The following is a 25,931-nucleotide window of genomic DNA, read 5'->3' on the forward strand; positions in this document are numbered from 1 at the left end:
TCAGGTGGCGATCGCCGTTGTACCTTGCGGTGAAATCTGCAGCCAGCGCGCGGCGGCCACGTCGAGAACGGCGGGGTCACCGCTGCTCTGAAGCATCAGTCCGCCTTCGCCATCCGAGAGGCGGCCGGCAGCGGCCAGCACGCGCCGCGTCTGCTGCGCGACGGGCGCGCCGGTGTCGATGAAGCGCAGCGTGGGCGGTGCATGGCGCTGCAGTTCGCTCTTCACGAGCGGGTAGTGCGTGCAGCCGAGCACGATGGTGTCGACTTCGCCGGGCGCATCGCCGAAGGGACCGGCCTCGGCCATGTAGCGCGCGCAGAGCGTCGCGATGGCTGCGGTGTCCAGGCCTTCGATGGCTTTGACGAGTCCGTCGCACGGCACGGCACGAATGTGGGCAGACCCGGCGAACGAGTCGCGCAAGGCCGCGTACTTGGCGCTGGCCAGCGTTCCGCGCGTGGCCATCACCGCGATGTGGCCCGTGCGGCTCGTCGCGACCGCGGGCTTGAGCGCAGGCTCCAGGCCCACGATGGGCAGTGCCGGATGCTCGGCACGCAGCAGGTGGATCGCCGCCGTCGTGGCCGTGTTGCAGGCCACGACCAGCGCCTGGATGCCGTGCTCGGCGATCAATTGCGCGGTCACCTTGCGCGAGCGTTCGATCACATACTCATCGCCGCGCTCGCCATACGGGGCATAGGCCGCATCCGAGAAATAAACGAAGCGCTCACGCGGCAGTTCGGCACGCAGCGCGGCGAGCACGCTGAGCCCGCCGACGCCGCTGTCGAAGACGCCTACAAGGCTCAAGCTTCTTCCATCATGATGGTCTTGAACTCGCCGCTGGCGATGCGCTTTTGCCACTCGGCCGGGCCGGTGATGTGCGCGCTGGTGCCGCCCGCATCGACCGCCACCGTCACGGGCATGTCGACCACGTCGAATTCATAGATGGCTTCCATGCCCAGGTCCTGGAAGCCCACCACCTTGGCGGTCTTGATGGCCTTGCTCACCAGGTAGGCGGCGCCGCCCACGGCCATGAGGTAGGCGCTCTTGTGCTTCTTGATCGCCTCGATGGCGACGGGGCCGCGCTCGGCCTTGCCGATCATCGCGATCAGGCCGGTTTGCGCCAGCATCATCTCGGTGAAGCCGTCCATGCGCGTGGCGGTGGTCGGGCCGGCGGGGCCCACGGCCTCGTCGCCCACCGGATCGACCGGGCCGACGTAGTAGATGACGCGGTTGGTGAAGTCGACGGGCAGCTTCTCGCCCTTGGCCAGCATGTCCTGGATGCGCTTGTGCGCGGCGTCGCGGCCGGTGAGCATCTTGCCGTTCAAAAGCAGCGTGTCGCCCGGCTTCCAGCTCGCCACTTCGGCGGGCGTGAGCTGGTCCAGGTTCACGCGCTTGCTCTTCTTCTCGTCGGGTGCCCAGTTCACGTCGGGCCAGAGGTCCAGCGACGGCGGATCGAGGTACACCGCGCCGCTGCCGTCCATCACGAAGTGCGCATGGCGGGTGGCCGCGCAGTTGGGGATCATCGCCACGGGCTTGCTGGCCGCGTGCGTCGGGTACATCTTGATCTTGATGTCCAGCACGGTGGCCAGGCCGCCCAGGCCCTGCGCGCCGATACCCAGCGCATTGACCTTCTCGTACAGCTCGATGCGCAGCGCCTCGACCTTGCTCAGCTCGGCGCCCGAGGCCTTCTTGGCCTGCAGCTCGTGCATGTCCAGGTCGTCCATCAGGCTTTCCTTGGCCATGAGCGCGGCCTTCTCGGCGGTGCCGCCGATGCCGATGCCCAGCATGCCCGGCGGGCACCAGCCGGCGCCCATGGTGGGCACGGTCTTCAGGACCCAGTCGACCACGCTGTCGCCGGGGTTCAGCATCACGAGCTTGCTCTTGTTCTCGCTGCCGCCGCCCTTGGCCGCGACCGTCACTTCGACGGTGTTGCCCGGCACGATCTCGGTGAAGATCACCGCGGGCGTGTTGTCCTTGGTGTTCTTGCGGTCGAACTGCGGATCGGCCACGACCGAGGCGCGCAGCGTGTTGTCGGGGTGGTTGTAGCCGCGGCGCACGCCCTCGTTGATGGCGTCGTCGAGAGACCCGGTGAAGCCGCCCCAGCGCACGTCCATGCCCACCTTGAGGAACACGTTGACGATGCCGGTGTCCTGGCAGATCGGGCGGTGGCCCGTGGCGCTCATCTTGCTGTTGGTGAGGATCTGCGCGATGGCGTCCTTGGCCGCGGGGCTCTGCTCGCGCTCGTAGGCGCGGGCCAGGTGGGCGATGTAGTCGGCGGGGTGGTAGTAGCTGATGTACTGCAGCGCGGCGCTGATCGATTCGATCAGGTCGGCCTGCTGGATCGTGGTCGTCATGGTGGGGGGCTTTTTGTAGTGGGTAACACGGGAAATCGCCCCCCGATTATCTCAGCCGCCGCCAGCTACCTCGCCGCCGCCCGCGCTTCGGCGATCCAGCCGTCGAACAAGGCCTGGTGCACCCGGATCCACCCATCCGCATGCCGCTCCACATCCTGCTGCGTGTTGGCGCCCTGGCTCATGCGCAGGTTCTGGGCGTTGATGTCGCCGATCGGCAGCTTCATCACCTCGAACAGCTTGCCGGCCGCCGGGTTCTTCTCGACGAACGCCTTGTTCGCGACGATCTGCTCCCGGTTGGCCTGGAAGCCGTAGTTCTTGCCATTGGGCAGTTGCGTGTCGGCCTGGCCCTCCTGCGAGGACGAGAAGGGCACCTGCAGCCACACCACGTCCGCGCCGGGGCGCAGCACGGCGCTCACCCAGTAGGGCGTCCACGTGTAGTACAGCACCGGCTTGTCCTGCTTGAAGCGCGCGATGGTGTCGGCCATCAGCGCGGCGTAGCTGCCCTGCTTGTGGGTGACGGTGTCGCGCAGCCGGTAGGCCGTCAGGTGGTTCTCGATGGCCAGCTCGCAGCCCCAGCCGGGGTTGCAGCCCGTCAGGTCGGCCTTGCCGTCGCCGTCCGCGTCGAAGAGCCTGGCGATCGCCGGGTCCTTCAGCTGCGCGATGTTGGTGATGTTGTATCGCTCGGCGGTCTTGCGGTCGATGAGGTAGCCCTGCACCGCGCCGTCCGAGTACACGCCGGTGCGCGAGAGCTTCGCGTCGCCGCCGCTGTTCTTGTAGAAGTCCGCGTGCAGCAGGCTCCAGTGGTTGGCCATGAAGGTGGCATCGCCGTTGGCGATGGCCAGGTGCTCGGTGGCGGGCTCCAGGTCCTTCATGGGCTCGACCGTGTAGCCGAGCTTTTCGAGGGCGCGCATCACGAGCAGCGTCTGGAAGGCCTCTTCGGCCAGCGAGCTTTTGAGCGGTTGCACGGTGACGCCCTTGCCGGGCAGGTCGTTGGCGGCCTGCGCGGCCACGCCGAATGCGACGAAGCCGAGGGCCAGGAAGCCGCGGGCGATGAAACTGGTTTTCTTCATGCGTTGATTTCCTCCGTGACCTGTCATTGCGCAGAGAGCGCGGGAACGGGCGCGCCCGCATCGCGCGACGGCGTGCCCACGAGCCGCTGCAGCACGCGCAGCGCCAGCCCCGCAGGCCCCGTGTGCCACCAGCGTCGCCCCGCGCTGCGGCGTGACTTGCCCATCGCCTGTGTGAGCCGGTCGAGCGAAATCGCCAGCAGCACGATGCCCAGGCCGCCCACGGTCGCAAGACCCATGTCCAGCCGCCCGATGCCGCGCAGCACCATCTGGCCGAGGCCGCCGACGGCGATCATCGAAGCGATCACCACCATCGACAGCGACAGCATCAGCGCCTGGTTGATGCCCGCCATGATCGAGGGCATGGCCAGCGGCAGCTGCACCTTCACCAGCATCTGCCAGGGCGAGGCGCCGTAGGCGCGCGCGGCCTCGATGAGGTCGGGCCGCACCTGGCGCAGGCCCAGGTTCGTGAGGCGCACGAGCGGCGCGAGCGCGAAGATGATCGTCACGATCACGCCCGGCACGTTGCCGATGCCGAACAGCATCACCACCGGCACCAGGTACACGAAGGCGGGCGTCGTCTGCATCGCGTCGAGCACGGGCCGCATGATCCGCTGGGCCCGGTCGCTGCTGGCCAGCAACACGCCCAGCGGCAGGCCGATGACCATGCAGAAGACGAGCGAGGTCAGCACCAGCGACAGCGTGACCATCGCCTCGGGCCAGATGCCCAGCATCGCCACGAGCAGCAGCGCGACCGTGGTGCCGATGGCCAGCGCGCGGCCCGCGAACTGCCAGGCCAGGAGGCCGATGAGCGCGATCATCGCGAGCGTCGGCAGGCCGGTCAGCAGGCCCTGCACCCAGTTCAGCGTGCTGTCGATGGGCAGGCGCACCGTCTGGAAGAAGGGGCGGAAATGTTCGACCACCCAGCCCAGGCCCTGGTTGATCCAGGACTCGACGGGAAGGGAGCCGTCCCAGAGGCGGTGCAGCTGGAAGCCGCTGGTCGCGCTGTCGGCCTGGCCGGCGAGCTGGTGCGCGGCGTTCAGCGGCGCATCGAGCCAGGCGCTGGTGGCCGAGGTGTCGGGCGCGGCCGAGAGCGCCTCCCACGGATCGACGAAGGCCGCGGGTTCGGGGGACGTGTTCAGCGCGGCGCCGATGTCGGGCGCGTTCAGGTCGGAAGGCAATGTGGTGTCGTTCATCGTTCAGGATCCTTCGTGAATTCAGTGCGGCTCGGCGGCGAGGGCAGGCGCGGCGTGCGGGGAGACGGGCTCGATCGGCGGCGTCTCGCGGTCCAGGAACTTGAGCAGCGTCGTCTTGCTGATCGCGCCGCAGAAGCGCCCGTCGCCCGCCACCACCGGCAGCGCGCACGGCGCCTGCGCGAGCTGGCCGATGAGGCCCGCCACCGGCGCCTCGGCGTCGATGCGCGGCAGGTCGGCCAGGAACGCGTGCTGCAGCCCGAGCGGGCCCGAATGCCCGTCGAGCGCGCCGCGCAGCGTGTCGGCCGACACCACGCCCAGGAAGCGCTTGTTGGGGCTGGTCACGTAGGCGAAGTCGCGGTCCTGGTCTTCCAGCAGCTTGAGCGCCGCGCGCGCGCCGCGCTCGGGGTGCTCGCACACCACGGTGAGCGACTTGCGCGCGATGTCCGCCGCCTTGAACACGGCCGCCGCGTCCACGCCGCGCACGAAGCTGCGCACGTAGTCGTCGGCGGGGCTGCGCAGGATCTCGTCGGGCGTGCCGACCTGGATCACCTGTCCGTCTTTCATGATCGCGATGCGGTCGCCGATGCGCATGGCCTCGTCCAGGTCGTGCGAGATGAAGACGATGGTGCGGCGCTGCTCCTGCTGCAGCCGCAAGAGCTCCGACTGCATCTCGGTGCGGATGATCGGATCGAGCGCCGAGAAGGCCTCGTCCATCAGGAGGATCGATGGGTCCGAGGCCAGCGCGCGCGCCAGGCCCACGCGCTGCTGCATGCCGCCCGAAAGCTCATCGGGATAGCTGTCGCCCCAGCCCGCCAGGCCCACCTGCGCGAGCGCCTTGTCGGCTTGCGCGAGGCGCGCCTTCTTGCTCGTGCCCGAGAGCTCCAGGCCGAACGCGGTGTTCTCGCGCACCGTCATGTGCGGCATCAGCGCGAACGACTGGAACACCATGCTGATGTCCTTGCGGCGCAGCGCGCGCAGCCTGGCGTCGGAGTGCTCGTTGATGTCGGCGCCGTCGATCACGATGCGCCCCGCGGTCGGCTCGATCAACCGGTTCAGGAGGCGCACCAGCGTCGACTTGCCCGAGCCCGACAGGCCCATGATCACGAAGATCTCGCCGGCCTGGATCTCGAAGGTGGCATCGAAGACGCCGATCGACTGGCCCGTCTGCGCGAGGATTTCCTTCTTCGAAAAACCTTGGCGCACGAGTTCGAGGGCTTCGTCGGGCGAATCGCCGAACACCTTGAAGACATGGTCGATGAGAATTCCTTTGGCCATATGCCGGGGCTCCTTGTTGAAAGGTTGGACACAGCACCGCCCCGGCAAAGCACGGGACGGCAACGGTCACGCCATCAGCCGATGGGCTGTCCGAACAGAGAGCGCGAGAAACGCGTGCAATGGCCCGGCGAGCCTTGGAGGGCTGCCGACAGGCACTGAAGACGACGTGGCGACGAAACCAGTGCCCGCCGAAGGTGGCGTGGCAGTGGGGCCGGAAACGATCCGGCCGGTTTGCCGGACAGGGCCCGGCGGGGAGAACCTTGCACCGCGACGGGATTCGGAGATCCGCGAGTAGCGCAGGGCCGACCAACCATGACTTACATGACTTGTTGGTCGTCTGAAGCCCATGATTATAACTTTTTGACATGACGCGAGTCAACCCGACGGGCGTAACGTGATGTCGGCGGCGGTCCAATGGCCCCGTCAGATGCGAGCTATTCTTGTTGGCCGATACTCGGGCCGCGCCCGACCAAGCGGCGCGACCATCCAAGACTGCGGAGCTTTTCTCATGACGACTTTCCCCAAGACCCGTGCCGAGCGCGATACCTTCGGTCCGATCGACGTGCCGGCCGACAAGCTGTGGGGCGCGCAAACGCAGCGCTCGCTGCAGAACTTCGACATCTCCGGCGAGCAGCAGCCGCGCGAGATCATCAAGGCGCTGGCGCAGGTCAAGCGTGCATCGGCCGTGGTCAACCACGCGCTGGGCCTGCAGGACGAGAAGAAGACCCAGGCCATCGTGGCCGCGGCCGACGAAGTCATCGCCGGCAAGCACCCGGGCGAATTCCCGCTGGTGGTCTGGCAGACCGGCTCGGGCACGCAGACCAACATGAACGTCAACGAGGTGCTGGCCAACCGCGCGAGCGAAATCCTCGGCGGCGAGCGCGGCGAAGGGCGCCTCGTGCACCCGAACGACGACGTGAACCGCAGCCAGTCGAGCAACGACGTGTTCCCCACCGCCATGCACGTGGCGGCTGTCGAGGCCATCACCCACAAGCTGCTGCCCGCCATCGCCAGGCTGCGCGGCACGCTGGAGCAGAAATCCAAGGACTTCGCCGACATCGTGAAGATCGGCCGCACCCACCTGCAGGACGCCACGCCCCTCACGCTGGGCCAGGAGTTCTCGGGCTACGTGGCGCAGCTCGCGCACGGCGAGGCGCATGTGCGCGCGGCGCTCCCGCACCTGAGCGAACTGGCGCTGGGCGGCACGGCCGTCGGCACCGGGCTCAATGCGCCGAAGGGTTATGCGGAGCAGGTCGCCGCCGAACTCGCGAAGCTCACGGGCCTGCCGTTCGTGACCGCACCGAACAAGTTCGAGGCCATGGCCAGCGTCGATGCGCTGGTGCATGCGCACGGCGCGCTCAAGACGCTCGCCGCCAGCATGAACAAGATCGCCAACGATGTGCGCTGGCTCGCGAGCGGCCCGCGCAGCGGCATCGGCGAACTGAGCATTCCCGAGAACGAGCCGGGCTCCTCGATCATGCCGGGCAAGGTCAACCCGACCCAGAGCGAGGCGGTCACGATGCTGGCCGCGCAGGTGTTCGGCAACGACGTGGCCATCAACATCGGCGGCGCCTCGGGCAATTTCGAGCTGAACGTGTTCCGCCCGATGGTGGCGCACAACTTCCTGCAGAGCGTGCGCCTCTTGGCCGACGGCATGGTGAGCTTCAACGACCACTGCGCCGTGGGCATCGAGCCGAACCGCGAACGCATCACGGAACTGGTGCAGCGCTCGCTGATGCTGGTGACGGCGCTGAACACGCACATCGGCTACGACAAGTCGGCCTACATCGCCAAGAAGGCGCACAAGGAAGGCACGAGCCTGCGCGAAGCGGCGATCGCCTCGGGGCACCTGACGGCCGAGCAGTTCGACCAGTGGGTCGTGCCGGAGAACATGACGGGGCGCTGAATTTCAGGCGCCGGGTTGTTCGAGGGGCCGCCGCGCACGGCCGCCCGAAGCGGCCGGCCCGCCCCCGGTAGGGGGTTGGCGAAGCGACACGAAGTGCGCGCAGCCTGGGGGCGAGCCTCAATACCCGATCGTGTAGCGCTGGCGCGAGTGGGCAGGCTTCTCGAGCTCGTCGATGAACGCGATCGCGTAGTCCTCGAAGCTGATCCAGCTGCGGCCCTCGGCACTCACGAGCAGGTCGTCCTTGCCGAGGCGGAACTTGCCCGTGCGCTCGCCGTCGACGAATTCGGCCGAGGGCGACAGGAAGGTCCAGTCGAGCTCCTTCTCGCTGCGCAGCGCCTCGAGGAACACGCCGCCGGCCGTGGCTTCGGCGCGGTAGGCATCGGGGAAGTTCGGCGTCTCGATCACCTTCAGGCCCGGTGCCGCGGACAAGCTGCCCGCGCCGCCGACCACCAGCAGGCGCTTGACGCCCGCGCGCTTGACCGGATCGATGATGGCCGCGGACGGCACGGTGGCGAAGTGCGCGGCGCTGAACACGGCGTCGTGGCCTGCCAGTGCCTTCTCCAGCGCGGGGGTGTCGAGCGCGTCGACATCGACGGCCTTCACGTTGGCGCGTCCCGACAGCTTCTCGCTCGCCTTGCGCGCGATGGCGGTGACGGTATGGCCGCGGCGCAGCGCCTCTTCGAGAAGGCGGCCGCCGGCGCGTCCGGTGGCGCCGATGATGGCGATGTGGCTCATGAATGACTCCAGAAAGTGGATGGGATGCATCTCATCTTAGGTTTCTGGTTTCGAAAGAAATACCTCGAAATCCGCGCTTCTTTATTCCTAAAATCGTTCGAATGGACCGATTGAACGCAATGCGGGTGTTCGTGAACGTGGTGGATTCGGGCAGCCTGTCCGCCGCGGCCGAGAAACTGGACATGTCCCGACCCGTGGTCACGCGCTACGTGGCCGAGCTGGAGCAATGGACCGGCGCGCGCCTTCTGCACCGGACCACGCGGCGCCTGAGCCTCACCGCCGCGGGCGAAGAACTGCTGCCGCGCTGCCGCCAGGTGCTCGAGCTCGCGGGCGACATGCAGGCGGCCGTGCGGCATCCGGCCGAGGCGCCGCAGGGGCAACTGCGCATCACGACCGGCACGTCGTTCGCGCAGGCGCAGTTGGCCGACGCCATCGCGGACTACGTGCGTCTCTATCCGGGCGTGGCGGTCGATTTGGTGCTGTTGGACCGCACCGTCAACCTGGTGGACGAGCGCATCGACCTGGCGATCCGCACGGCGGCAGAGATCGATCCCAACCTCATCGCGCGCCGGCTCACCACCTGCCGCTCGGTGGTCTGTGCCTCGCCCGCCTACCTGCAAGAGCACGGCAAGCCGCTGCGCGTGGACGAACTGGCCCAGCGCAACTGCCTCACGCATTCCTACTTCGGCCACAGCCTCTGGAATTTCACCCGCAAGGCGGACGGGGCGCCGTTGTCCGTGGCCGTGAACGGCAACGTGTCGGCCAACGATGCCGCGAGCCTGATGTACCTCGCGCGGGCGGGGGCGGGCATTGCGATGCTGCCGACCTTCCTCACGGCGCAGCTGCTGCAGTCCGGTGAACTGGTGCCGCTCTTCGAGGACTGCGAGCCGCAGGTCGTCGGGATGTATGCGGTGTATGCCTCGCGCAAGCACATGCCGGCCACGCTGCGCACGATGCTCGACTTCCTGGCCGAGCGCTTCACCGAAGTGCCGGCCTGGGACGCGCCGCGCGCCGCCGCATAGGACGAGGGCGCGCGGGCTTTCTCTCGGTGACTCAGTGACTCAGTGAGGCGTGCCGCCCTGCGACGCGTTCGCGGTCATCAGCTTGTCCGTGTAGGCAATGGCAATCGCCGAGAACAGGAAGGTGATGTGGATCACCGTCTGCGCGATCAGCACGCGGTCGGTGTAGTTGTCCGCGTTGATGAAGGTCTTCAGCAGGTGGATCGAGCTGATGCCGATGATGGCGGTGGCCAGCTTCACCTTGAGCACCGAGGCGTTCACGTGGCTGAGCCACTCGGGCTGGTCGCGGTGGCCTTCCAGGTTCATGCGGCTCACGAAGGTCTCGTAGCCGCCCACGATCACCATGATCAGCAGGTTGGAGATCATCACCACGTCGATCAGCGCCAGCACCACCAGCATGATCACGGTCTCGTTGAGCGAGCCGACGGGCGCGGTCGTCTTGTAGCCGATGCTGGTGATCAGGGCCTGCAGCGCGGTCTGGCTGCCGAATGCGGCTTCGACCAGGTGCAGCAGCTCGACCAGGAAATGCACCACGTACACCGCCTGCGCGACGATCAGGCCCAGGTACAGCGGCAATTGCAGCCAGCGGCTGGCGAAGATCAGCTTGGGCAGCGGCCCCATGGGGATGGTCCGGGTGGGGGGCGGGTTCAAGGGGTCGAAAGGATCGGGAGCGGACATCGGATGGGGGTTCGTGGAAGACCGGCGATTTTATGGGTGCCCCCGTGTCGTACTCGTGATAACCCTGCGAACTAACATCGGACGCGTCAGTGACCCGTAAGTGGCCCGGTCGACATTACGGCCGCACCCATCCAGGAGACAAAGCGAATGAGCAGCGCATCTAAAAACATTGAATCCGTATTGGTCGAGAACCGCGTGTTCCCCCCGACGCCCGCGCCACCGAAGGCGCCACGATTTCCGGCATGGCCGCGTATGACGCGCTGTGCAAGGAAGCCGAACAGGACTTCGAGGGTTTCTGGACTCGCCTGGCCAAGGGCAACCTCCAGTGGACCAAGCCCTTCACGAAGACGCTCGACGAGTCCAAGGCGCCGTTCTACGAATGGTTCGGCGACGGCGAGCTCAACGCCAGCGCCAATTGCCTGGACCGCCACATCGGCACCCCCGTCGAGAACAAGACCGCCATCGTCTTCGAAGCCGACGACGGCACCGTCACCAACGTCACCTACAAGGAACTGCTCGCCCGCGTGAGCCAGTTCGCCAACGCGCTCAAGGCCGCGGGCATCCAGAAGGGCGACCGCGTCATCATCTACATGCCGATGACCGTCGAAGGCGTGATCGCGATGCAGGCCTGCGCGCGCATCGGCGCCACCCACAGCGTGGTGTTCGGCGGCTTCTCGGCCAAGGCGCTGCAGGAGCGGATCATCGACGCCGGTGCTGTGGCCGTCATCACCGCCAACTACCAGCTGCGCGGCGGCAAGGAACTGCCGCTCAAGGCCATCGTGGACGACGGCATCGCGCTGGGCGGCTGCGAGTCGATCAAGACCGTGTTCGTCTACGAGCGCACGCCCACCGCATGGGCCCGTGTCGAGGGCCGCGACAAGACCTTCACCGAAGCGCTCCAGGACCAGAGCACCGACTGCCCGCCCGTGCCGGTGAACGCCGAGCATCCGCTGTTCATCCTCTACACCTCTGGCTCCACCGGCAAGCCCAAGGGCGTGCAGCACGCCACCGGCGGCTACCTGCTGTGGGCCAAGCTCACGATGGACTGGACCTTCGACATCAAGCCCGAAGACGTGTTCTGGTGCACCGCCGACATCGGCTGGATCACCGGCCACACCTACGTCGCCTACGGGCCGCTCGCGGCCGGCGCCACGCAGGTGGTGTTCGAGGGCATCCCGACCTTCCCGCACGCGGGCCGCTTCTGGCAGATGATCGAGAAGCACAAGGTGTCGGTGTTCTACACGGCGCCCACCGCGATCCGCTCGCTCATCAAGGCGGCCGAGGGCGACGAGAAGGTGCACCCGAAGAACTGGGACCTCTCGAGCCTGCGCATCCTCGGCTCGGTCGGCGAGCCGATCAATCCCGAGGCGTGGATGTGGTACCACCGCAATATCGGCCATGAGAAATGTCCGATCGTCGATACCTTCTGGCAGACCGAAACGGGCGGCCACGTCATTACGCCGCTGCCGGGCGCCACGCCGCTGGTGCCAGGCTCTTGCACCTTGCCGCTGCCGGGCATCATGGCCGCGATCGTCGACGAGACCGGCAAGGACCTGCCCAACGGCGCGGGCGGCATGCTGGTCATCAAGCGGCCGTGGCCCTCGATGATCCGCACGATCTGGAACGACCCCGAGCGCTTCAAGAAGAGCTACTTCCCCGAGGAAATGGGCGGCACGATCTACCTGGCCGGCGACGGCGCGGTGCGCAGCGCCGACCGCGGCTACTTCCGCATCACCGGCCGCATCGACGACGTGCTGAACGTCTCGGGCCACCGCCTGGGCACGATGGAAATCGAATCGGCGCTGGTCTCCAAGACCGATCTCGTGGCCGAAGCCGCGGTGGTGGGGCGTCCCGACGACGTGACAGGGGAGGCGGTGTGCGCCTTCGTCGTGCTCAAGCGTTCGCGCCCGACCGGCGAGGAAGCCAAGCAGATCGCCAACGAGCTGCGTGCCTGGGTGGCCAAGGAAATCGGCCCCATCGCCAAGCCCAAGGACATCCGCTTCGGCGACAACCTGCCCAAGACGCGCAGCGGCAAGATCATGCGGCGCCTGCTGCGCAGCATCGCCAAGGGCGAAGAGATCACGCAGGACACCTCGACGCTGGAAAACCCGGCAATCCTCGAACAGTTGTCAGAACGCCTGTAGGACGTGGCCGCCTGTCCGTCCGGCCGCGCCAGACGGGCCCTTTGCCTGAGGTAAAACCAACCCGTTGCCGCGCGCCTCGATGCCTGCGGCGCCGGTTGTTGTGTTCGATCTTTTCAGAGGAGGCCCCCCATGGGCGTGAGATCCGCTTTCCTGTTCGTCATCGTGCTGCTGATCGCAGCGCTCGCCGCATTGAACTGGGGGATGCTCGCGGCCCCCACCGATGTCTGGCTGGGCTTCATGACCGTCTCGGCGCCGCTGGGGCTGATCATGCTGGGCCTGACGGTCGTGCTGGCCGCCTTCTTCCTGGTCTACGTGCTGTACCTGCACAGCTCGGTGCTGCTGGACACCAAGCGCCACACGAAGGAAATGCAGGTCCAGCGCGCCCTGGCCGACAAGGCCGAGGCCTCGCGCTTCACCGAACTGCGCAACTTCCTGGAGGCGCAGGAGAACAAGCACATGGCGCATAACGCCGACCGCCACACCGCGCTGGTGGCGCGCATCGATCAGCTGGAGAACGCCGTGCGGGTGCGCTCCGAGCAGACCGACAACACCTTGGCCGCGCACATCGGCCAGCTCGAAGATCGCATCGAGCGCCGGCCGGTGGTGGTTCCGGCCGACATCAATCCGCAGGGTTGAATTGGTTAACGCGGTGTTGCGAGCACCCAGGCCGCCAGCTTCTTCGCATCGGCTTCGCTGACCTGGTTGTTCGCCGGCATCGGCACCGGGCCCCACACGCCGGAGCCGCCCTTCACGATCTTGGTGGCCAGGGTGTCGACGGCACCCTTGTCGTCCTTGTATTTCGTGGCCACGTCCTTGAAGGAGGGGCCGAGCACCTTGCGGTCGACCGCGTGGCAGCTCATGCAGTTCTTCGACGTGGCCAGGGCCAGGTCGGCAAAGGCGGGCGCCGCGAGGCCAAGGCCCAGGGCTGCGGCGAACAGAACTCTTTTCATGGGGGATTTATTTCGTAAGGGCTGGGTTACATTCGATGCAACGCGATTGTAGGTAGCGCCGACCAGCGGCGTCCGGATGCGTTGACAACAACCCGGAGGGATTCGCGATGCTGTTCTTGCTGTTGGGCCTGCTGGGCCTGGGCCTCAAATACTTCGAAGTCGGCGTCGTCGCCGGCTGGAGCTGGTGGATCGTGCTGTCGCCGTTCGCACTGGCCGTCGCGTGGTGGGCGTGGGCCGATTCGTCGGGCTACACCAAGCGCAAGGTGATCGAGCGCGAAAACCGCCGCAAGCAAGCGCGCATCGACCGCCAGAAGGCCAACATGGGCCTGCCGACCAGCAACGGCCAGCGCCCGCGCCGCTGAGCGCACAGCGGCTCCCCGGCCACATCATCCCGCGCTGCCAGAACGAAAGCGCGCCATGGATGACGAAGCCGCCACCCACGCACTGCTCGTCTTCGGGCTCTCGCTCCTCGTCGGGCCGGCCATCGGCGCGCTCGTGGGCTGGCGCAAAAAGCTCTTCTGGGGCGTCGGCGTCGGGGCGCTGCTGATCGGCTGCGCGGGGCTCTACGGCGCGGCCACGGTGGGCTGGCAGCGCCATCAATCGATTGCCGGCACGGTGCTGGTGGAAGGGCGCCTCGTCGAATTCGTCGAGGAGCGCAGCAAGGACAGCAAGGGCCGCACGACGACCACCCGCGCCCCCATCGTCGAATACACCGCCGCCGACGGGCAGGCGCGCCGCGTGAAGGGGCTCGGCGGCGGGCTTTCCGACAAGTCGACGGGCGATCCGGTCGACGTGCGCTACAAGCCGGCCGATCCGTCGCAGGCGTTGGTGGCCGATTTCCAGAACATGTGGGGCATCGTCTGGGCGCTCGGGCTCTTCGGCGGGTTTCCGACGCTGTCCGGCATCTTCTTCACCGGCATGGCCATCAAGGAGGGCCGCCACCGCAGCGGACGCATGGGGGTGCGCGCGCCCACGCCCGCGCAGCAGCGCTGGCGCACGCGCGGCACGGTGGTGGCCAACGTGGTTTTTCTTGCCGGCTTCGCGCTGGCATTTTTCTATCCCGACCCGAACCCCATGAAGCAGTTCGGTGCGGGCTTCTTCACCATCGGCGTGGGCGCCTTGCTGCACCTGGTGGTGCAGTGCCTGCCGCCGGCGAGGGACTTCGAGGTCCTGGGCATCCTCGCGATCGTGGGCCTGGGCTTTGCGGCCTTCGGCTACGGCGCGTGGATGATGGCCTGATCAGAACTTGTCGAGCACCGCGCCCGAGCTCGCGCTGGAGGCGTTGAACGCGAACTTGGCCTGCACGCCGCGCGTGTAGCGCGGTGCCGGGGCCTTCCAGCCTTCGCGGCGCTTGGCGATCTCTGCTTCGGGCACGTTCAGTTCGAGCTTGAGATCGTGCGCGTCGATGGTGATCGAGTCACCTTCGTTCACGAAGGCGATCGTGCCACCGGCCGCCGCTTCGGGCGCCACGTGGCCCACCACCATGCCCCAGGTGCCGCCCGAGAAGCGGCCGTCGGTGATGAGGCCGACGCTTTCGCCCAGGCCCGCGCCGATCAGCGCACCGGTCGGTGCCAGCATTTCCGGCATGCCCGGGCCGCCCTTGGGGCCGAGGTAGCGCAGCACCATCACGTCGCCGGCCACGATCTTGCCGGCCAGGATGGCTTGCAGCGCCGACTGCTCGTCGTCGAACACGCGCGCCGGGCCGGTGATGACCGGGTTCTTCAGGCCCGTGATCTTGGCGACCGCGCCTTCGGGCGAGAGGTTGCCCTTCAGGATCGCCAGGTGGCCTTCGGCGTACATCGGCTTGCCGATCGGGCGGATCACGTCCTGGTCGGCGCGCGGCACGTCGGGCACGTCCGCCAGCACTTCGGCGATGGTCTGGCCGCTGATGGTGATGCAGTCGCCGTGCAGGAGGCCTGCGTTCAGCAGCACCTTCATGACCTGCGGAATGCCGCCGGCCTGGTGCAGGTCGACCGCCAGGTACTTGCCCGAGGGCTTCAGGTCGCACAGCACCGGCACCTTCTTGCGCATGCGCTCGAAGTCGTCGATGGTCCACTCCACTTCGGCCGCGTGCGCGATCGCCAGGAAGTGCAGCACCGCGTTGGTCGAGCCGCCGGTGGCCATGATCACGGCCACGGCGTTCTCGATGGCCTTCTTGGTCACGATGTCGCGCGGCTTCAGGTCCTTCTTGATCGCCTCGATCAGCACCTTGGCCGATTCCTTGGCCGAGTTGGCCTTCTCGTCGTGCGGGTTCGCCATGGTGGACGAGTAGGGCAGCGAGATGCCCAGCGCCTCGAACGCGCTGGACATGGTGTTGGCCGTGTACATGCCGCCGCAGGAGCCCGTGCCGGGAATGGCGCGCTTCTCGATCTCGTGCAGGTCCTCGTCGCTCATGTTGCCAGCGGCGTTCTGGCCCACGGCTTCGAACACGCTCACGATGTTGAGGTCCTGGCCCTTGTAGCGGCCCGGGAGAATGGTGCCGCCGTAGACGTAGATGGCCGGCACGTTGGCGCGCAGCATGCCCATCAAGCCGCCGGGCATGTTCTTGTCGCAGCCGCCGACCACCAGCACGCCGTCCATCCACTGGCCGCCCACGCAGGTCTCGATGCAGTCGGAGATCACCTCGCGGCTCACCAGCGAATACTTCATGCCTTCGGTGCCCATGGCCATGCCGTCGGAGATGGTGGGCGTGCCGAACACCTGCGCGTTGCCGCCGGCTTCCTCGATGCCCGCGATGGCCGCGTCGGCCAGCTTCTGCAGGCCCGAGTTGCAGGGGGTGATGGTGCTGTGGCCGTTGGCCACGCCGACCATCGGCTTCTTGAAATCGCTCTCTTCGTAGCCCATGGCGTAGAACATCGAGCGGTTGGGGGCGCGGCTCTTGCCTTCGACGATGTTGGCGCTGCGGCGGTTGATCTGGATCGGCTTGGTGTCCATGGTGTCTCTTCTATCGTGGGGGAGATCGGGGAGCCAAGTATCGGACTTCTGATTGATTGGTTCCAATCCATTTTTGAGCATGGATTGATATGCTCGGCATATGAATGAAGCCCTCATCGACCTGCGTGCCTGGCGCCAGTTCGTCGCCGTGGCCGAGGAACTGCACTTCGGCCGCGCCGCATTGCGCCTGCACATGACGCAGCCGCCGGTGACGCAGGCCATCGCCCAGCTCGAAAAAACGCTGGGCGTGGTGCTGTTCGATCGCACCCGACGGCGCGTGGCGCTCACGCCCGCGGGCGAGGCGCTCTTGCCCGATGTGCGCGAGCTGCTGGCCCGCGCCCAGGCGCTGCCGGCACGCGCGCGCGCCGCGGCGGCGGGGCAGGTGGGGCGGGTGCGCATTGCCTTCGTCTCGACGGTCGGCTTCGAGCAATTGCCCGCCTGGGTGCGCGAATTCCGCGTGCTGTGCCCCGAGGTGGCGCTGGAGCTGGTCGAGGCCACCGGCGACGTGCAGATCGAAGCCTTCGCGCGCGGCGAGATCGATGCCGGGCTGATGCTGCATTCGCCCGGCGCCGCGCCGCCGGGGCTCGCGCGGCTGGCCGTGTCCGAGGAGCCGCTGGTGCTCGCGCTGCCGGCCCGGCACGCGCTGGCCCGCACGCGCAAGCTGCTGCTGGCCGACGTGCTCACCGAGCCGCTGGTGATCTTTCCGCGCCGCATCGTGCCTTCGCTGCACGACGCGATCTTCGGGCTCTATCACGCGGCGGGCCGCGTGCCGCAGCTCGCGCAGGAGGCCATCCAAATGCAGACCATCGTCAACCTGGTTTCCGGGGACATCGGTGTGGCCTGGGTGCCGGAGAGCGTCACGCAGTTCCGGCGCGCGGGCGTGGTCTATCGGCGTGCCGCGGAGTTCGCGCCGGCCGCGCGGCGCCGCAGTGGGCCGGCACTGCCCGTTTGCGAGACCAGCCTGGTGTGGCCCGAAGGGGCGGACAATCCGGCGCTCGCACGTTTTGTCGCGTTCGTGCGCGAGCGCGGCGCAAACACATCCTGAGGAGTGCACGGATGCATACGATCCTGGTGATGGGCGGCGGCTTCGTGCTGCTGGTGGTGTTTCTGCTGGCCAGCCGCTTCATCGGCGACGGCTCTTCGCTGGCGCTTGCCACCGCCGCCAAGTGGTTCATTCCGGCATGGTTCATCGGCGCCGGCATCAACATGGCGGTGGGCGTGATCAAGGCGGGGTACTCGGTGGCCGAGGAGCTGCCGATCTTCCTGGTGATCTTCGCGGTGCCGGCCGTGGTCGCGGGGCTCCTGTGGTGGAAGTTCGGGCGCTGAGATTGCCCTGAATATCCCCGTGCCGGCCGCGACATCCGGCGCGGGCACAATCCGCGGATGCTCATGTATCCGCAGATCAATCCAATCGCGTTGCAGCTCGGTCCGGTCGCCATTCACTGGTACGGCCTGACCTACCTGGCGGCCTTCGCGCTGTTCTACTTTCTCGGCACGCGCCGGCTGCATCACGAGCCCTACCGCTCGCTGGTCGGGCAGGGCGCCTGGCAGCGCAAGGACATCGAGGACATTCTTTTCCTCGGCGTGATGGGCGTGATCGTCGGCGGGCGCTTGGGCTATTGCCTCTTCTACAAGCCCGAGTTCTACCTCACGCATCCGCTGGAAATCCTCTACGTGTGGCAGGGCGGCATGAGCTTCCACGGCGGCATGCTGGGCGTGATCGGCGCGATGGTGTGGTTCGCCCATTCGCGCGCGCGGCCGTTCTGGCAGGTGATGGATTTCGTCGCGCCCTGCGTGCCGACGGGCCTCGCCGCAGGCCGCGTGGGCAACTTCATCAACGGCGAACTCTGGGGCCGCTTCAGCAGCCCCGACCTGCCCTGGGGCATGGTGTTTCCGCAGAGCGGCTCGATGCAGCCGCGCCATCCTTCGCAGATCTACCAATTCCTGCTCGAAGGGCTGCTGCTGTTCGTGATCATGTGGCTCTACGCGCGCAAGGAACGCAAACAGGGGCAGGTAGCCTCCGTCTTCTTGATCGGCTATGGCGCGCTGCGCTTCTTTGCCGAGTACTTCCGCGAGCCCGATGACTTTCTCGGCCTCCGGGCGCTGAGCCTGAGCCAGGGGCAGTGGCTGAGCGTGCCGATGGTGATCGGCGGCATTGCGCTGTGGTTCTGGTTCGGCCGCTCCAAGCGCGTCGTTGCGCGCGCCTGAACCTGTAAGTTCTCAGGGTAAGTCCGGGCCGCGCAGGCGATGCGCGGCACTTGCGCCGCAGGGTTGGCGCGCTCACAATTACGCGTAATTACAGGAAATTACGCCGAGCCTCACAACTCAGCCGTCAAGGTCGAAAGCCCGAATCGCCATGCGCCTGGTCCCCAACTCCCTGCACGACGAAGTCGCCGCCACGCTGCGCGAGCAGATCTTTGCGGGCACGCTGGCACCGGGCAGTTTCCTGGACGAAGTGGCCTTGTGCGAGCGCCTCTCCATCTCCCGCACGCCGCTGCGCGAGGCGCTCAAGGTGCTCACCGCCGAAGGCCTGCTGCGCCACGAGCCGCGCCGCGGCTGCTTCGTCAACGAGGTCACCGAGCGCGACCTCGACGAGATCTTCCCGGTCATCGCATTGCTCGAAGGCCGCTGTGCCTACGAGGCGGCGCGCAACGCGAGCGATGCCGAGCTGCACGAGCTCGACGGGCTGCACGAGCGCCTGGAGCGCCACGCCAAGGCGCGCCGCATCAACGACTACTACGCCACCAATCACATCATTCACGAGGCGATCATCAAGCTGGCCGACAACCGGTGGCTCGCGCAGGTGATCGGCGACCTGCGCAAGATACTGAAGCTCGCGCGCCTGCAGCAGCTGCATGCGCCGGGCCGCCTCGACCAGAGCCTCTCGGAGCACCTGGCCGTGTTCGCGGCGCTCAAGGCGCGCGACAGCGAAGGCGCCGATGCCGCGATGCGCACGCACCTCACGCGCCAGCGCGAGGCATTGCGCGAAGTCGCGCGGCAACAGAAATCCAGGGTGATGCCATGACGATCTGCCGCGGCGCGCCCGCATCCGTTCACAGGGGAGTCCAGCGATGAGTGCGACCGAATGGTTCCAGGCGCGGCTGCGTTCTGGCGAAAAATCCAAGGTGCCCGTGGCGCCCGAAAGCACAGCCAAGAGCGCACCCAAGAGCGCAACCAAGAGCACGCTCAAGCCCAGCGAGCGCACGACCGCCGAGCGCCTGCAGGTCACGCTGCGCAAGGCCGACGAGGCCCTGTCGCCGCGCGCGCTGCGCCGCGTGCTCGCTGACCTGCAGGCCGTGATCGATCCGCGCGTGAGCGAGGTCGAGGGCGGCCGCCGGGCTCATGCCATCGCAGAGGCCTACGCCGACGCCACGCCCGAGGAGCGCCGCGATTACTGGGCCCTCATGAGCGAGCACTTCGCTGCCGATGCGCAAAAGCTCAAGACCGCGCGCGACCAGCACCAGGCCGCGGTCGGCACGCCCGACGAAGGGCAGGCCGAGCTGCGCCTGCGCCGCGCGCTCGTGTCGCCGCGCATGCGCCTGCTGCAGCGCTTCGCGGTCGAGCCCGCGGGCATGCGCTTTCTGGTGGATCTGCGCGCCGACCTGCTGCCGTGCCTGAAGGCCGACAAGCGCCTGCTCGCGCTCGATGCCGAACTCGAGCACCTGTTCTCCACCTGGTTCGACGTCGCCTTCCTCGAGCTGCGCCGCATCGACTGGGATTCGCCGGCTTCGCTGATCGAGAAGCTCATCCGCTACGAGGCGGTGCACGACATCAAGAGCTGGTCCGACGTGAAGAACCGCCTGGACGACAGCGACCGCCGCTGCTACGGCTTCTTTCATCCGCGCCTGCCCAACGAGCCGCTGATCTTTGTCGAAGTGGCGCTGGTCGATCGCATCAGCGACGGCATCACGCCGCTGCTGGACGAGGCCGCCGTGCCGGTGCTGCCCGCCAAGGCGACCACCGCGATCTTCTATTCGATCAGCAACACCCAGACGGGCCTGCGCGGCGTGAGCTTCGGCGATTCGCTCATCAAGCGCGTGGTCGAGACGCTGCAGGACGAGTTGCCGCGCCTGAAGACCTTCGCCACGCTCTCGCCGATTCCGGGCTTTCGCACATGGCTCGCCAAGAACGCTGGCGACCTGTTGCCGCGCCTGGACGAGAAGCGCGAGGCCGAACTCGGCCGGCTCGTCGGCTCCGTGCCGCCCACGGCCGAGCGCCTGCTCGCCGCCGTGGACGCGGCCGCCACCTTCGATGCGAAGTCGCCGCTGCGGCAATGGCTGCTGCAGGCGGCGGCCGAATACCTGGGCCACGCGCTGGTCGACGGCACGCCGGCCGACCCGGTCGCGCGCTTTCACCTGGGCAACGGCGCGCGGGTGGAGCGGCTGAACTGGGCGGGCGACCCGTCGCCCAAGGGGCTGAAGCAGTCGTACGGGCTCATGGTCAACTACCTGTATGACCTGAAGCGCCTGGACAAGCACAGGGCCTGGCTGGGCGATGGCAAGGTCGCGGTATCGGGAGACATCGAAAGCCTGTTCTTCAAAAAAGGCTAGTGTTCGGAAAAGCGAAAAAAAAGCGGGTGCAGAGAAGGCGCCTACCGCCGCATCGGGCGGCAAAATCCACAACGATCGGAGAAGAGACACATGAACCAGAGTTTTCAGCGACGTGATGTTTTGCGCGTGGCCGCCGCCGGTGCGGCCGTTCTTTGCGGCGCCGCGCGCGCCCAGGGGCAGGGCTGGCCGACCAAGCCGGTAACGATGATCGTGCCGTTCCCGGCCGGCGGCGGCACCGACGCTTTCGCGCGGCCGCTCTCGGGCCAGTTCACCAAGGTGGCGGGCCAGACGCTGGTGATCGACAACCGCGGCGGTGCCGGCGGCACGCTAGGCGCGAGCATCGCGGCCAAGGCGCCGGCCGATGGCTACACGCTCTTCATGGGCGCTGTGCACCACGCCATCGCGCCCTCGGTGTACCCCAAGCTGGACTACGACATCGAGAAGGACTTCGCGCCGCTCATGCTGCTGGCCAACGTGCCGCAGGTGGTGGTCATCAACCCCAAGCGCGTGCAGGCCAACACAATCCAGGAATTCATCGCGCTGGTGAAGCGCAACCCCGGCAAGTTCAACTACGGCTCGGCCGGCTCGGGCACCTCGCACCACCTGGCGGGCGAGCTCTTCAAGATCCAGACCGGCACCTTCATCACCCACATCCCGTACCGCGGCGCGGGCCCGGCGCTGTCGGACCTGATCTCGGGCAACGTCGACCTGATGTTCGACGGCCTGGGCTCTTCGTCCCAGCACATCAAGAGCGGCCGCATCAAGGCGCTGATGGTCGCGGGCAGCAAGCGCAACCCCGCGTTCCCCGACGTGCCGTGCGCCGCCGAAGTGGGCCTGCCCGACTACACGGTGACCACCTGGTATGGCCTCTGGGCGCCGAAGAACACGCCGGCCGATGCGCAGGCGCGCGCGGTCGAAGACATGAAGAAGGCGCTCGCCACCGACGAGCTCAAGACCATCTGGGCGCAGAACGGTTCCGAGATCCCGACCCTCACCATGGCGGCCTACGGCGGCTTCGTGAACGCCGAGATCAAGCGCTGGGCCACGGTCGTGAAGGCGTCGGGCGCCAAGCTCGAATGACGGCTGCGGGCACTGTTTCACTGCGCCGCGAAGGCGCGGTGGCGGTCGTCACGCTGTCGAACGCGGGCCGCCTCAATGCGATGACGCGCGCGATGTGGCGCGCGCTGCGCTCAGCGTTCGCGGGCCTGGACGATGCGGACCTGCGATGCGTCGTGATCCGCGGGGAGGGCGCCGCCTTCTGCGCGGGCGGCGATATTTCCGAGTACCCGTCGTTCCGTTTCGAAGCATCGAGCCTGCGCGAATTCCACGAGAACGAAGTCTGGGCCGCGCTGCAGGCGCTGCTCGACTGCCCGGTGCCACTGGTCGCGCAGATCGAGGGCGCCTGCATGGGCGCCGGCATCGAGATCGCGAGCTGCTGCGACATCCGCATCGCGGGCGCTTCCGCGAAGTTCGGCGCGCCGATCGCCAAGCTGGGCTTTCCGATGGCGCCGCGCGAAGCGGCCCTCGTGCATGGCGCCATCGGCGACGTGCTCGCGCGCGACATGCTGCTGGCCGCCGGCGTGCATGGCGCCCAGCGCCTGTACGACGCGGGCTTCCTGCTGCAGGTGCTGCCCGACAACGAGGTGGCGACGGCCGTGCAGGCGCACGCCGAGCGCATCGCCGCGCTCGCGCCGCAGGCCGCGCGCCTGCACAAGCGCACGTTCGCGATGCTGAAGGCCGGCGCGCCCTCCCTGCAGACCCTGCTTGCCACGGCCTACGACTACGCCGATTCCGCCGAGCACCGCGAAGGCATCGATGCCTTCCTTGCCAAGCGCACACCGAATTTCTGAAGTACCGGTTCAAAGACGAAGCGATGAAGAAGCCCACCAACGCCAACCTGTTCGCCGCCTTGCGCGCGGCCTTTCCCGCCGACCTCGATGCCATTGCGGTCGAGACCGACAACGGCCTGTTCTATTCGTGGCGCGACCTCGAACGCGCGAGCGCGATGATCGCCAACCTGCTCGATGCGCTGAAGCTCGAGAAGGGCGCGCGCATCGCGGTGCAGGTCGAGAAATCCGTCGAGGCGATGCTGCTGTACCTCGCGACGTTGCGCGCGGGCTATGTGTTCCTGCCGCTGAACACCGCCTACCAGAGCGCCGAGATCGAATACTTCATTGGCAACGCCGAGCCCGCGGTCGTGGTGTGCACGAGCCGCAATGCCTCATGGGTCGGGCCGATCGCCACCGCAGCGGGCACGCGGCATGTGTTCACGCTGGACGACGACCGCACCGGCACGCTGCTCGAAGTGGCCGCGCAGTGCAGCGACAAGCACGCGCCCGCGAAGAAGTCGGCCGATGATCTGGCCGCGATCCTCTACACGAGCGGCACCACCGGCCGCAGCAAGGGCGCGATGCTCACGCACGGCAACCTGCTGTCCAACGCAGAGGTGCTCAAGGACTGCTGGGGCTGGACACCGGGCGACGTGCTCATCCACACGCTGCCCATCTTCCACGTGCACGGCCTCTTCGTCGCGCTGCACGGCGCGCTGCTCAATGGCAGCAAGATGCTGTGGTTCTCGAAGTTCGACCCCAGGCGCATCGTCGCCAAGCTGCCCGAAGCCACCGTGTTCATGGGCGTGCCCACGCTCTACGTGCGCCTGCTGGCCGAGGCGGGCCTCACGCGCAAGGCGGTGCGCAACATGCGCCTGTTCGTCGCGGGCTCTGCGCCGCTGCTCATCGAGACCTTCGACGAATGGCAGGCGCGCACCGGCCACACCATCCTGGAGCGCTACGGCATGAGCGAGACGGTCATGCTCACCTCCAACCCCTACAAGCCCGAGCAGGGCGAGCGCCGCGGCGGCACCGTCGGCTTCGCGCTGCCGGGCGTGCAACTGCGCGTGCGCGATGAGAACGGCAACGACTGCACCACCGACGAGATCGGCGGCATCGAGGTCGACGGCCCCAACGTGTTCGCCGGCTACTGGCGCATGCCCGAGAAGACCAAGGAAGAGTTCACCGCCGACGGCTTCTTCAAGACCGGCGACGTCGGCAAGATCGACGGCCGCGGCTACATCACCATCGTCGGGCGCAGCAAGGACCTGATCATCAGTGGCGGCTACAACGTCTACCCGGCCGAGATCGAGGGCTACATCAACGAGATGGCCGGCGTGGCCGAGAGCGCGGTCGTCGGCGTGCCACACCCCGATTTCGGCGAGGTGGGCGTGGCCATCGTGATCGCCAAGGCGGGCACGGCCATCGATGCCGATGCGATCGTGGCGGAGCTCAAGTCGAAGCTTGCGAACTTCAAGATTCCCAAGCGCTGCTTCGTCGTGGCCGAGTTGCCGCGCAACACGATGGGCAAGGTGCAGAAGGCGCTGCTGCGCGCCGAGCACAAGGAGCTGTTCGCTTAGGGCTTCGCAATCCTTGACGCGAGGGCGGTGGCACGCGGCTCGTGAAAGACCAGCGCATCCACGGCCTCCGGTGAAGGCCGGCGGAACTCCACGCCGAAGCCTTCGAGCGTCTCGACGTTGAAGCGCCGCCCGCCGGCCGGCAGCAGCCGGTAGGTCGGCTGGCCCGGAATCGTCATGCTGAGCTGGTCGCCGGCATCGAGCCGGATCTCGATCACGCGGCCCGCGTGCAGGTAGTCGCCGGCGCACAGCCGGCGGAAGGCGGGGTCCAGCACCTCGCCGGCCGCGACCCGGCGGAACACGATGTCGTCCACCATCTGCTCCAGGGGCACTTCGATGCGATCGATGTGGCCCTGCCGGTCGTAGCGGAAGGTGAGGGTGCGGTCGCTCGGATGCATGATCGTCGGCCGGTCGGGCGTGATGAAGACGTCGTAGTGGCGGTGCTGGAGCAGGTCTTCCGTACCGCGCCATTGCCACGCGAGCGCATCCCCGCGTTGCTCGATGTGGATGCGCCCGTAGGCCGGGTGTTCGTACTCGCCGGCATAGTCTTCGAGCGGATGGCTCGGCCGCGTTTCGCTGTGGCGAACATCGGCGGCGGCCTTCTTGTCGAGCTTCTGCTGCGCTACGGCCTGCCGGCGCTTCGGTGCCAACCGGCCGAACCAGTCGATGGGTTCGCGGCCCGAGAGGCGGTCGAGCGCCGCGAAGGTGAGGATGGGCGTGGCGCCGCCCGGCGTGCGGTTCGTCAGCACCACGATGCCGGCGCGGCGTTCGGGCAGCAGCGTCATGAGCGTGCTCCAGCCGGTCCACGAGCCCGAGTGCGCGATCGTGCGATCGCCGCGGTACTGCTCGCAGAAGAGGCCCAGGCCGTAGTGCGAATCGCCGATCTCCGCGTACTCGGAGCGGCCCATGTGCACGCGCGGCGTCGTCATCTCGCGCAGCGCCTGCGGCGAGAGCAGCTGGCGGCCGTCCGCCTTGCCGTCGAGCAGGAAGCGCGCCCATTTCGCGAGGTCGGCCACCGAGGCGTTGATGCCGCCCGCGGGCGTCGCGCGGATGGGCGACAGCGGCGACCGGTGGCGCACGTCGCCATCGATGGCGTGCGGACGGGCGCCGTCTTCTGCTGCGCCGAGCGCCTCGATGGAGAAGCCGAAGTGGTTGAAGCCCAGCGGCTTCATCAGCCGCTCGGTGGTGAAGTCCTCGAAGCGCTGTCCGCTGACGCGCTCGGCGATCATTCCCGCGACGAGGTAGCCCAGGTTCGAGTACTGGAAGGTGTCGCGCAGGTCCTTGTTCGGCGCGAGGTGCCGGAGCGCCGCGAGCATCTGCGCGTTGCTGAGGTCGCCGGGCATGTGGATCCAGTCGTGGCGCGGCAGCCCGCTGTGGTGGCAGAGGAGGTCGCGCACCGTGAGCCGCCCGGTCGCCACCGCGTCGTGCAGGCGGAACTCGGGGAGCACTTCGCGCACGGGCCGGTCCCAGTCGAGCTTGCGTTCGTCGACCAGCAGGCCCAGGCCCGCGGCGGTGAACGACTTGGTGATCGAGCACAGCAGGAACTGCGTGTCGGTGGTCACGGGCAGGCCAGTGTCGGTGTCGCGCACGCCGTAGCCCTTTTGCAGCACCACCTCGCCGTCCTGGATCACCGCCAGCGCGAGGCCGGGCACTTGCCATTCCTGCATCGAGGCTTCGACGAGGCTTTCGAGATCGCTCCACATGGTCGGGGTCCTTGCCTTTG

23 protein-coding genes and 1 pseudogene are annotated in these 25,931 nt (G+C 67.6%); 14 read left to right on the top strand and 10 right to left on the bottom strand.

The features are described 5' to 3' along the window. The 5 genes from murI to proV all read right to left on the bottom strand — a co-directional run bounded on the left by murI (position 1) and on the right by proV (position 5,886). Positions 1-798 (bottom strand): glutamate racemase, encoded by a 798-nt coding sequence (gene murI, locus ACZYRS_RS15830; protein ID WP_463420007.1) that lies wholly within the window; start codon positions 796-798, stop codon positions 1-3. Further along, positions 795-2,348, bottom strand: a complete 1,554-nt coding sequence (locus tag ACZYRS_RS15835) for a fumarate hydratase (protein WP_463420008.1) — start codon at positions 2,346-2,348, stop codon at positions 795-797. Before ACZYRS_RS15835 ends, murI begins: the two co-directional genes overlap by 4 nt. A 65-nt stretch (positions 2,349-2,413) precedes the next feature. Next, a complete protein-coding gene (proX, locus tag ACZYRS_RS15840) occupies positions 2,414-3,418 on the bottom strand; it encodes a glycine betaine/L-proline ABC transporter substrate-binding protein ProX (RefSeq protein ID WP_463420009.1) in 1,005 nt (334 codons plus the stop codon). A gap of 23 nt (positions 3,419-3,441) precedes the next feature. Then, positions 3,442-4,611, bottom strand: a complete 1,170-nt coding sequence (gene proW / locus ACZYRS_RS15845; RefSeq protein ID WP_463420010.1) for a glycine betaine/L-proline ABC transporter permease ProW — start codon at positions 4,609-4,611, stop codon at positions 3,442-3,444. Positions 4,612-4,632: 21 nt separating this feature from the next. Continuing rightward, positions 4,633-5,886, bottom strand: a complete 1,254-nt coding sequence (gene proV, locus ACZYRS_RS15850) for a glycine betaine/L-proline ABC transporter ATP-binding protein ProV (RefSeq protein ID WP_463420011.1) — start codon at positions 5,884-5,886, stop codon at positions 4,633-4,635. A 508-nt stretch (positions 5,887-6,394) separates the two neighbouring features. Here proV and fumC point away from each other — a divergent pair. Next, a complete protein-coding gene (fumC, locus tag ACZYRS_RS15855) occupies positions 6,395-7,792 on the top strand; it encodes a class II fumarate hydratase (protein ID WP_463420012.1) in 1,398 nt (465 codons plus the stop codon). 117 nt (positions 7,793-7,909) lie between these two features. Here fumC and ACZYRS_RS15860 read toward each other — a convergent pair whose 3' ends face one another. Further along, entirely contained in the window at positions 7,910-8,527 is a 618-nt protein-coding gene (locus tag ACZYRS_RS15860; protein ID WP_463420013.1) for an NAD(P)-dependent oxidoreductase, read from the bottom strand. A gap of 101 nt (positions 8,528-8,628) precedes the next feature. On the opposite strand from ACZYRS_RS15860, the gene ACZYRS_RS15865 reads away from it, so the two are divergent. Then, on the top strand, positions 8,629-9,549 hold the full coding sequence (locus ACZYRS_RS15865; protein ID WP_463420014.1) for a LysR family transcriptional regulator: 921 nt from the start codon (positions 8,629-8,631) through the stop codon (positions 9,547-9,549). Between the two features lie 39 nt (positions 9,550-9,588). Here ACZYRS_RS15865 and ACZYRS_RS15870 read toward each other — a convergent pair whose 3' ends face one another. After that, positions 9,589-10,224, bottom strand: coding sequence for a YqhA family protein (locus ACZYRS_RS15870; RefSeq protein ID WP_198787488.1), 636 nt, complete (start codon positions 10,222-10,224; stop codon positions 9,589-9,591). Positions 10,225-10,371: 147 nt separating this feature from the next. Here ACZYRS_RS15870 and acs point away from each other — a divergent pair. Both acs and ACZYRS_RS15880 read left to right on the top strand, forming a co-directional pair. Continuing rightward, positions 10,372-12,368, top strand: a pseudogene (gene acs, locus ACZYRS_RS15875) (acetate--CoA ligase). Positions 12,369-12,497: 129 nt separating this feature from the next. Beyond that, positions 12,498-13,004: a LapA family protein gene (locus ACZYRS_RS15880; protein ID WP_463420015.1), complete on the top strand. Its 507-nt coding sequence runs from the start codon at positions 12,498-12,500 to the stop codon at positions 13,002-13,004. 5 nt (positions 13,005-13,009) lie between these two features. On the opposite strand, the gene ACZYRS_RS15885 is transcribed toward ACZYRS_RS15880, so the two are convergent. Beyond that, positions 13,010-13,318 carry a c-type cytochrome gene (locus ACZYRS_RS15885; RefSeq protein ID WP_206178944.1) on the bottom strand — a complete coding sequence of 103 codons (309 nt, stop codon included), beginning with the start codon at positions 13,316-13,318 and terminating at the stop codon, positions 13,010-13,012. Between the two features lie 107 nt (positions 13,319-13,425). Between ACZYRS_RS15885 and ACZYRS_RS15890 the strand changes: the two genes are divergently transcribed. Further along, positions 13,426-13,680, top strand: a complete 255-nt coding sequence (locus tag ACZYRS_RS15890) for a TIGR04438 family Trp-rich protein (RefSeq protein ID WP_198787492.1) — start codon at positions 13,426-13,428, stop codon at positions 13,678-13,680. Positions 13,681-13,735: 55 nt separating this feature from the next. Continuing rightward, on the top strand, positions 13,736-14,557 hold the full coding sequence (locus ACZYRS_RS15895) for a DUF3592 domain-containing protein (RefSeq protein WP_463420016.1): 822 nt from the start codon (positions 13,736-13,738) through the stop codon (positions 14,555-14,557). On the opposite strand, the gene ilvD is transcribed toward ACZYRS_RS15895, so the two are convergent. After that, entirely contained in the window at positions 14,558-16,252 is a 1,695-nt protein-coding gene (gene ilvD / locus ACZYRS_RS15900) for a dihydroxy-acid dehydratase (RefSeq protein WP_198787494.1), read from the bottom strand. It abuts the gene before it with no gap. 100 nt (positions 16,253-16,352) lie between these two features. Here ilvD and ACZYRS_RS15905 point away from each other — a divergent pair, with 100 nt between their 5' ends. The 8 genes from ACZYRS_RS15905 to ACZYRS_RS15940 all read left to right on the top strand — a co-directional run bounded on the left by ACZYRS_RS15905 (position 16,353) and on the right by ACZYRS_RS15940 (position 24,211). Further along, positions 16,353-17,297, top strand: coding sequence for a LysR family transcriptional regulator (locus tag ACZYRS_RS15905; RefSeq protein ID WP_198787495.1), 945 nt, complete (start codon positions 16,353-16,355; stop codon positions 17,295-17,297). Positions 17,298-17,308: 11 nt separating this feature from the next. Next, positions 17,309-17,578 (top strand): hypothetical protein, encoded by a 270-nt coding sequence (locus ACZYRS_RS15910; protein ID WP_463420017.1) that lies wholly within the window; start codon positions 17,309-17,311, stop codon positions 17,576-17,578. Between the two features lie 57 nt (positions 17,579-17,635). Beyond that, positions 17,636-18,460: a prolipoprotein diacylglyceryl transferase gene (gene lgt, locus ACZYRS_RS15915; RefSeq protein WP_463420018.1), complete on the top strand. Its 825-nt coding sequence runs from the start codon at positions 17,636-17,638 to the stop codon at positions 18,458-18,460. A gap of 148 nt (positions 18,461-18,608) precedes the next feature. Beyond that, on the top strand, positions 18,609-19,277 hold the full coding sequence (locus ACZYRS_RS15920) for a GntR family transcriptional regulator (RefSeq protein WP_198787498.1): 669 nt from the start codon (positions 18,609-18,611) through the stop codon (positions 19,275-19,277). A 46-nt stretch (positions 19,278-19,323) separates the two neighbouring features. Beyond that, positions 19,324-20,802 carry a malonyl-CoA decarboxylase gene (locus tag ACZYRS_RS15925; RefSeq protein WP_463420019.1) on the top strand — a complete coding sequence of 493 codons (1,479 nt, stop codon included), beginning with the start codon at positions 19,324-19,326 and terminating at the stop codon, positions 20,800-20,802. A 90-nt stretch (positions 20,803-20,892) separates the two neighbouring features. Beyond that, positions 20,893-21,882, top strand: a complete 990-nt coding sequence (locus ACZYRS_RS15930; RefSeq protein ID WP_198787500.1) for a Bug family tripartite tricarboxylate transporter substrate binding protein — start codon at positions 20,893-20,895, stop codon at positions 21,880-21,882. Further along, positions 21,879-22,652, top strand: a complete 774-nt coding sequence (locus ACZYRS_RS15935; RefSeq protein WP_463420020.1) for an enoyl-CoA hydratase/isomerase family protein — start codon at positions 21,879-21,881, stop codon at positions 22,650-22,652. Before ACZYRS_RS15930 ends, ACZYRS_RS15935 begins: the two co-directional genes overlap by 4 nt. Before the next feature lie 23 nt (positions 22,653-22,675). Then, positions 22,676-24,211, top strand: a complete 1,536-nt coding sequence (locus ACZYRS_RS15940; RefSeq protein WP_463420021.1) for a malonate--CoA ligase — start codon at positions 22,676-22,678, stop codon at positions 24,209-24,211. Here ACZYRS_RS15940 and ACZYRS_RS15945 read toward each other — a convergent pair. Next, positions 24,208-25,911, bottom strand: a complete 1,704-nt coding sequence (locus ACZYRS_RS15945; RefSeq protein ID WP_463420022.1) for a serine hydrolase — start codon at positions 25,909-25,911, stop codon at positions 24,208-24,210. The genes ACZYRS_RS15940 and ACZYRS_RS15945 overlap by 4 nt on opposite strands. Positions 25,912-25,931 lie beyond the last annotated feature (20 nt).

The organism is Variovorax sp. AC194 (genome assembly GCF_979257995.1).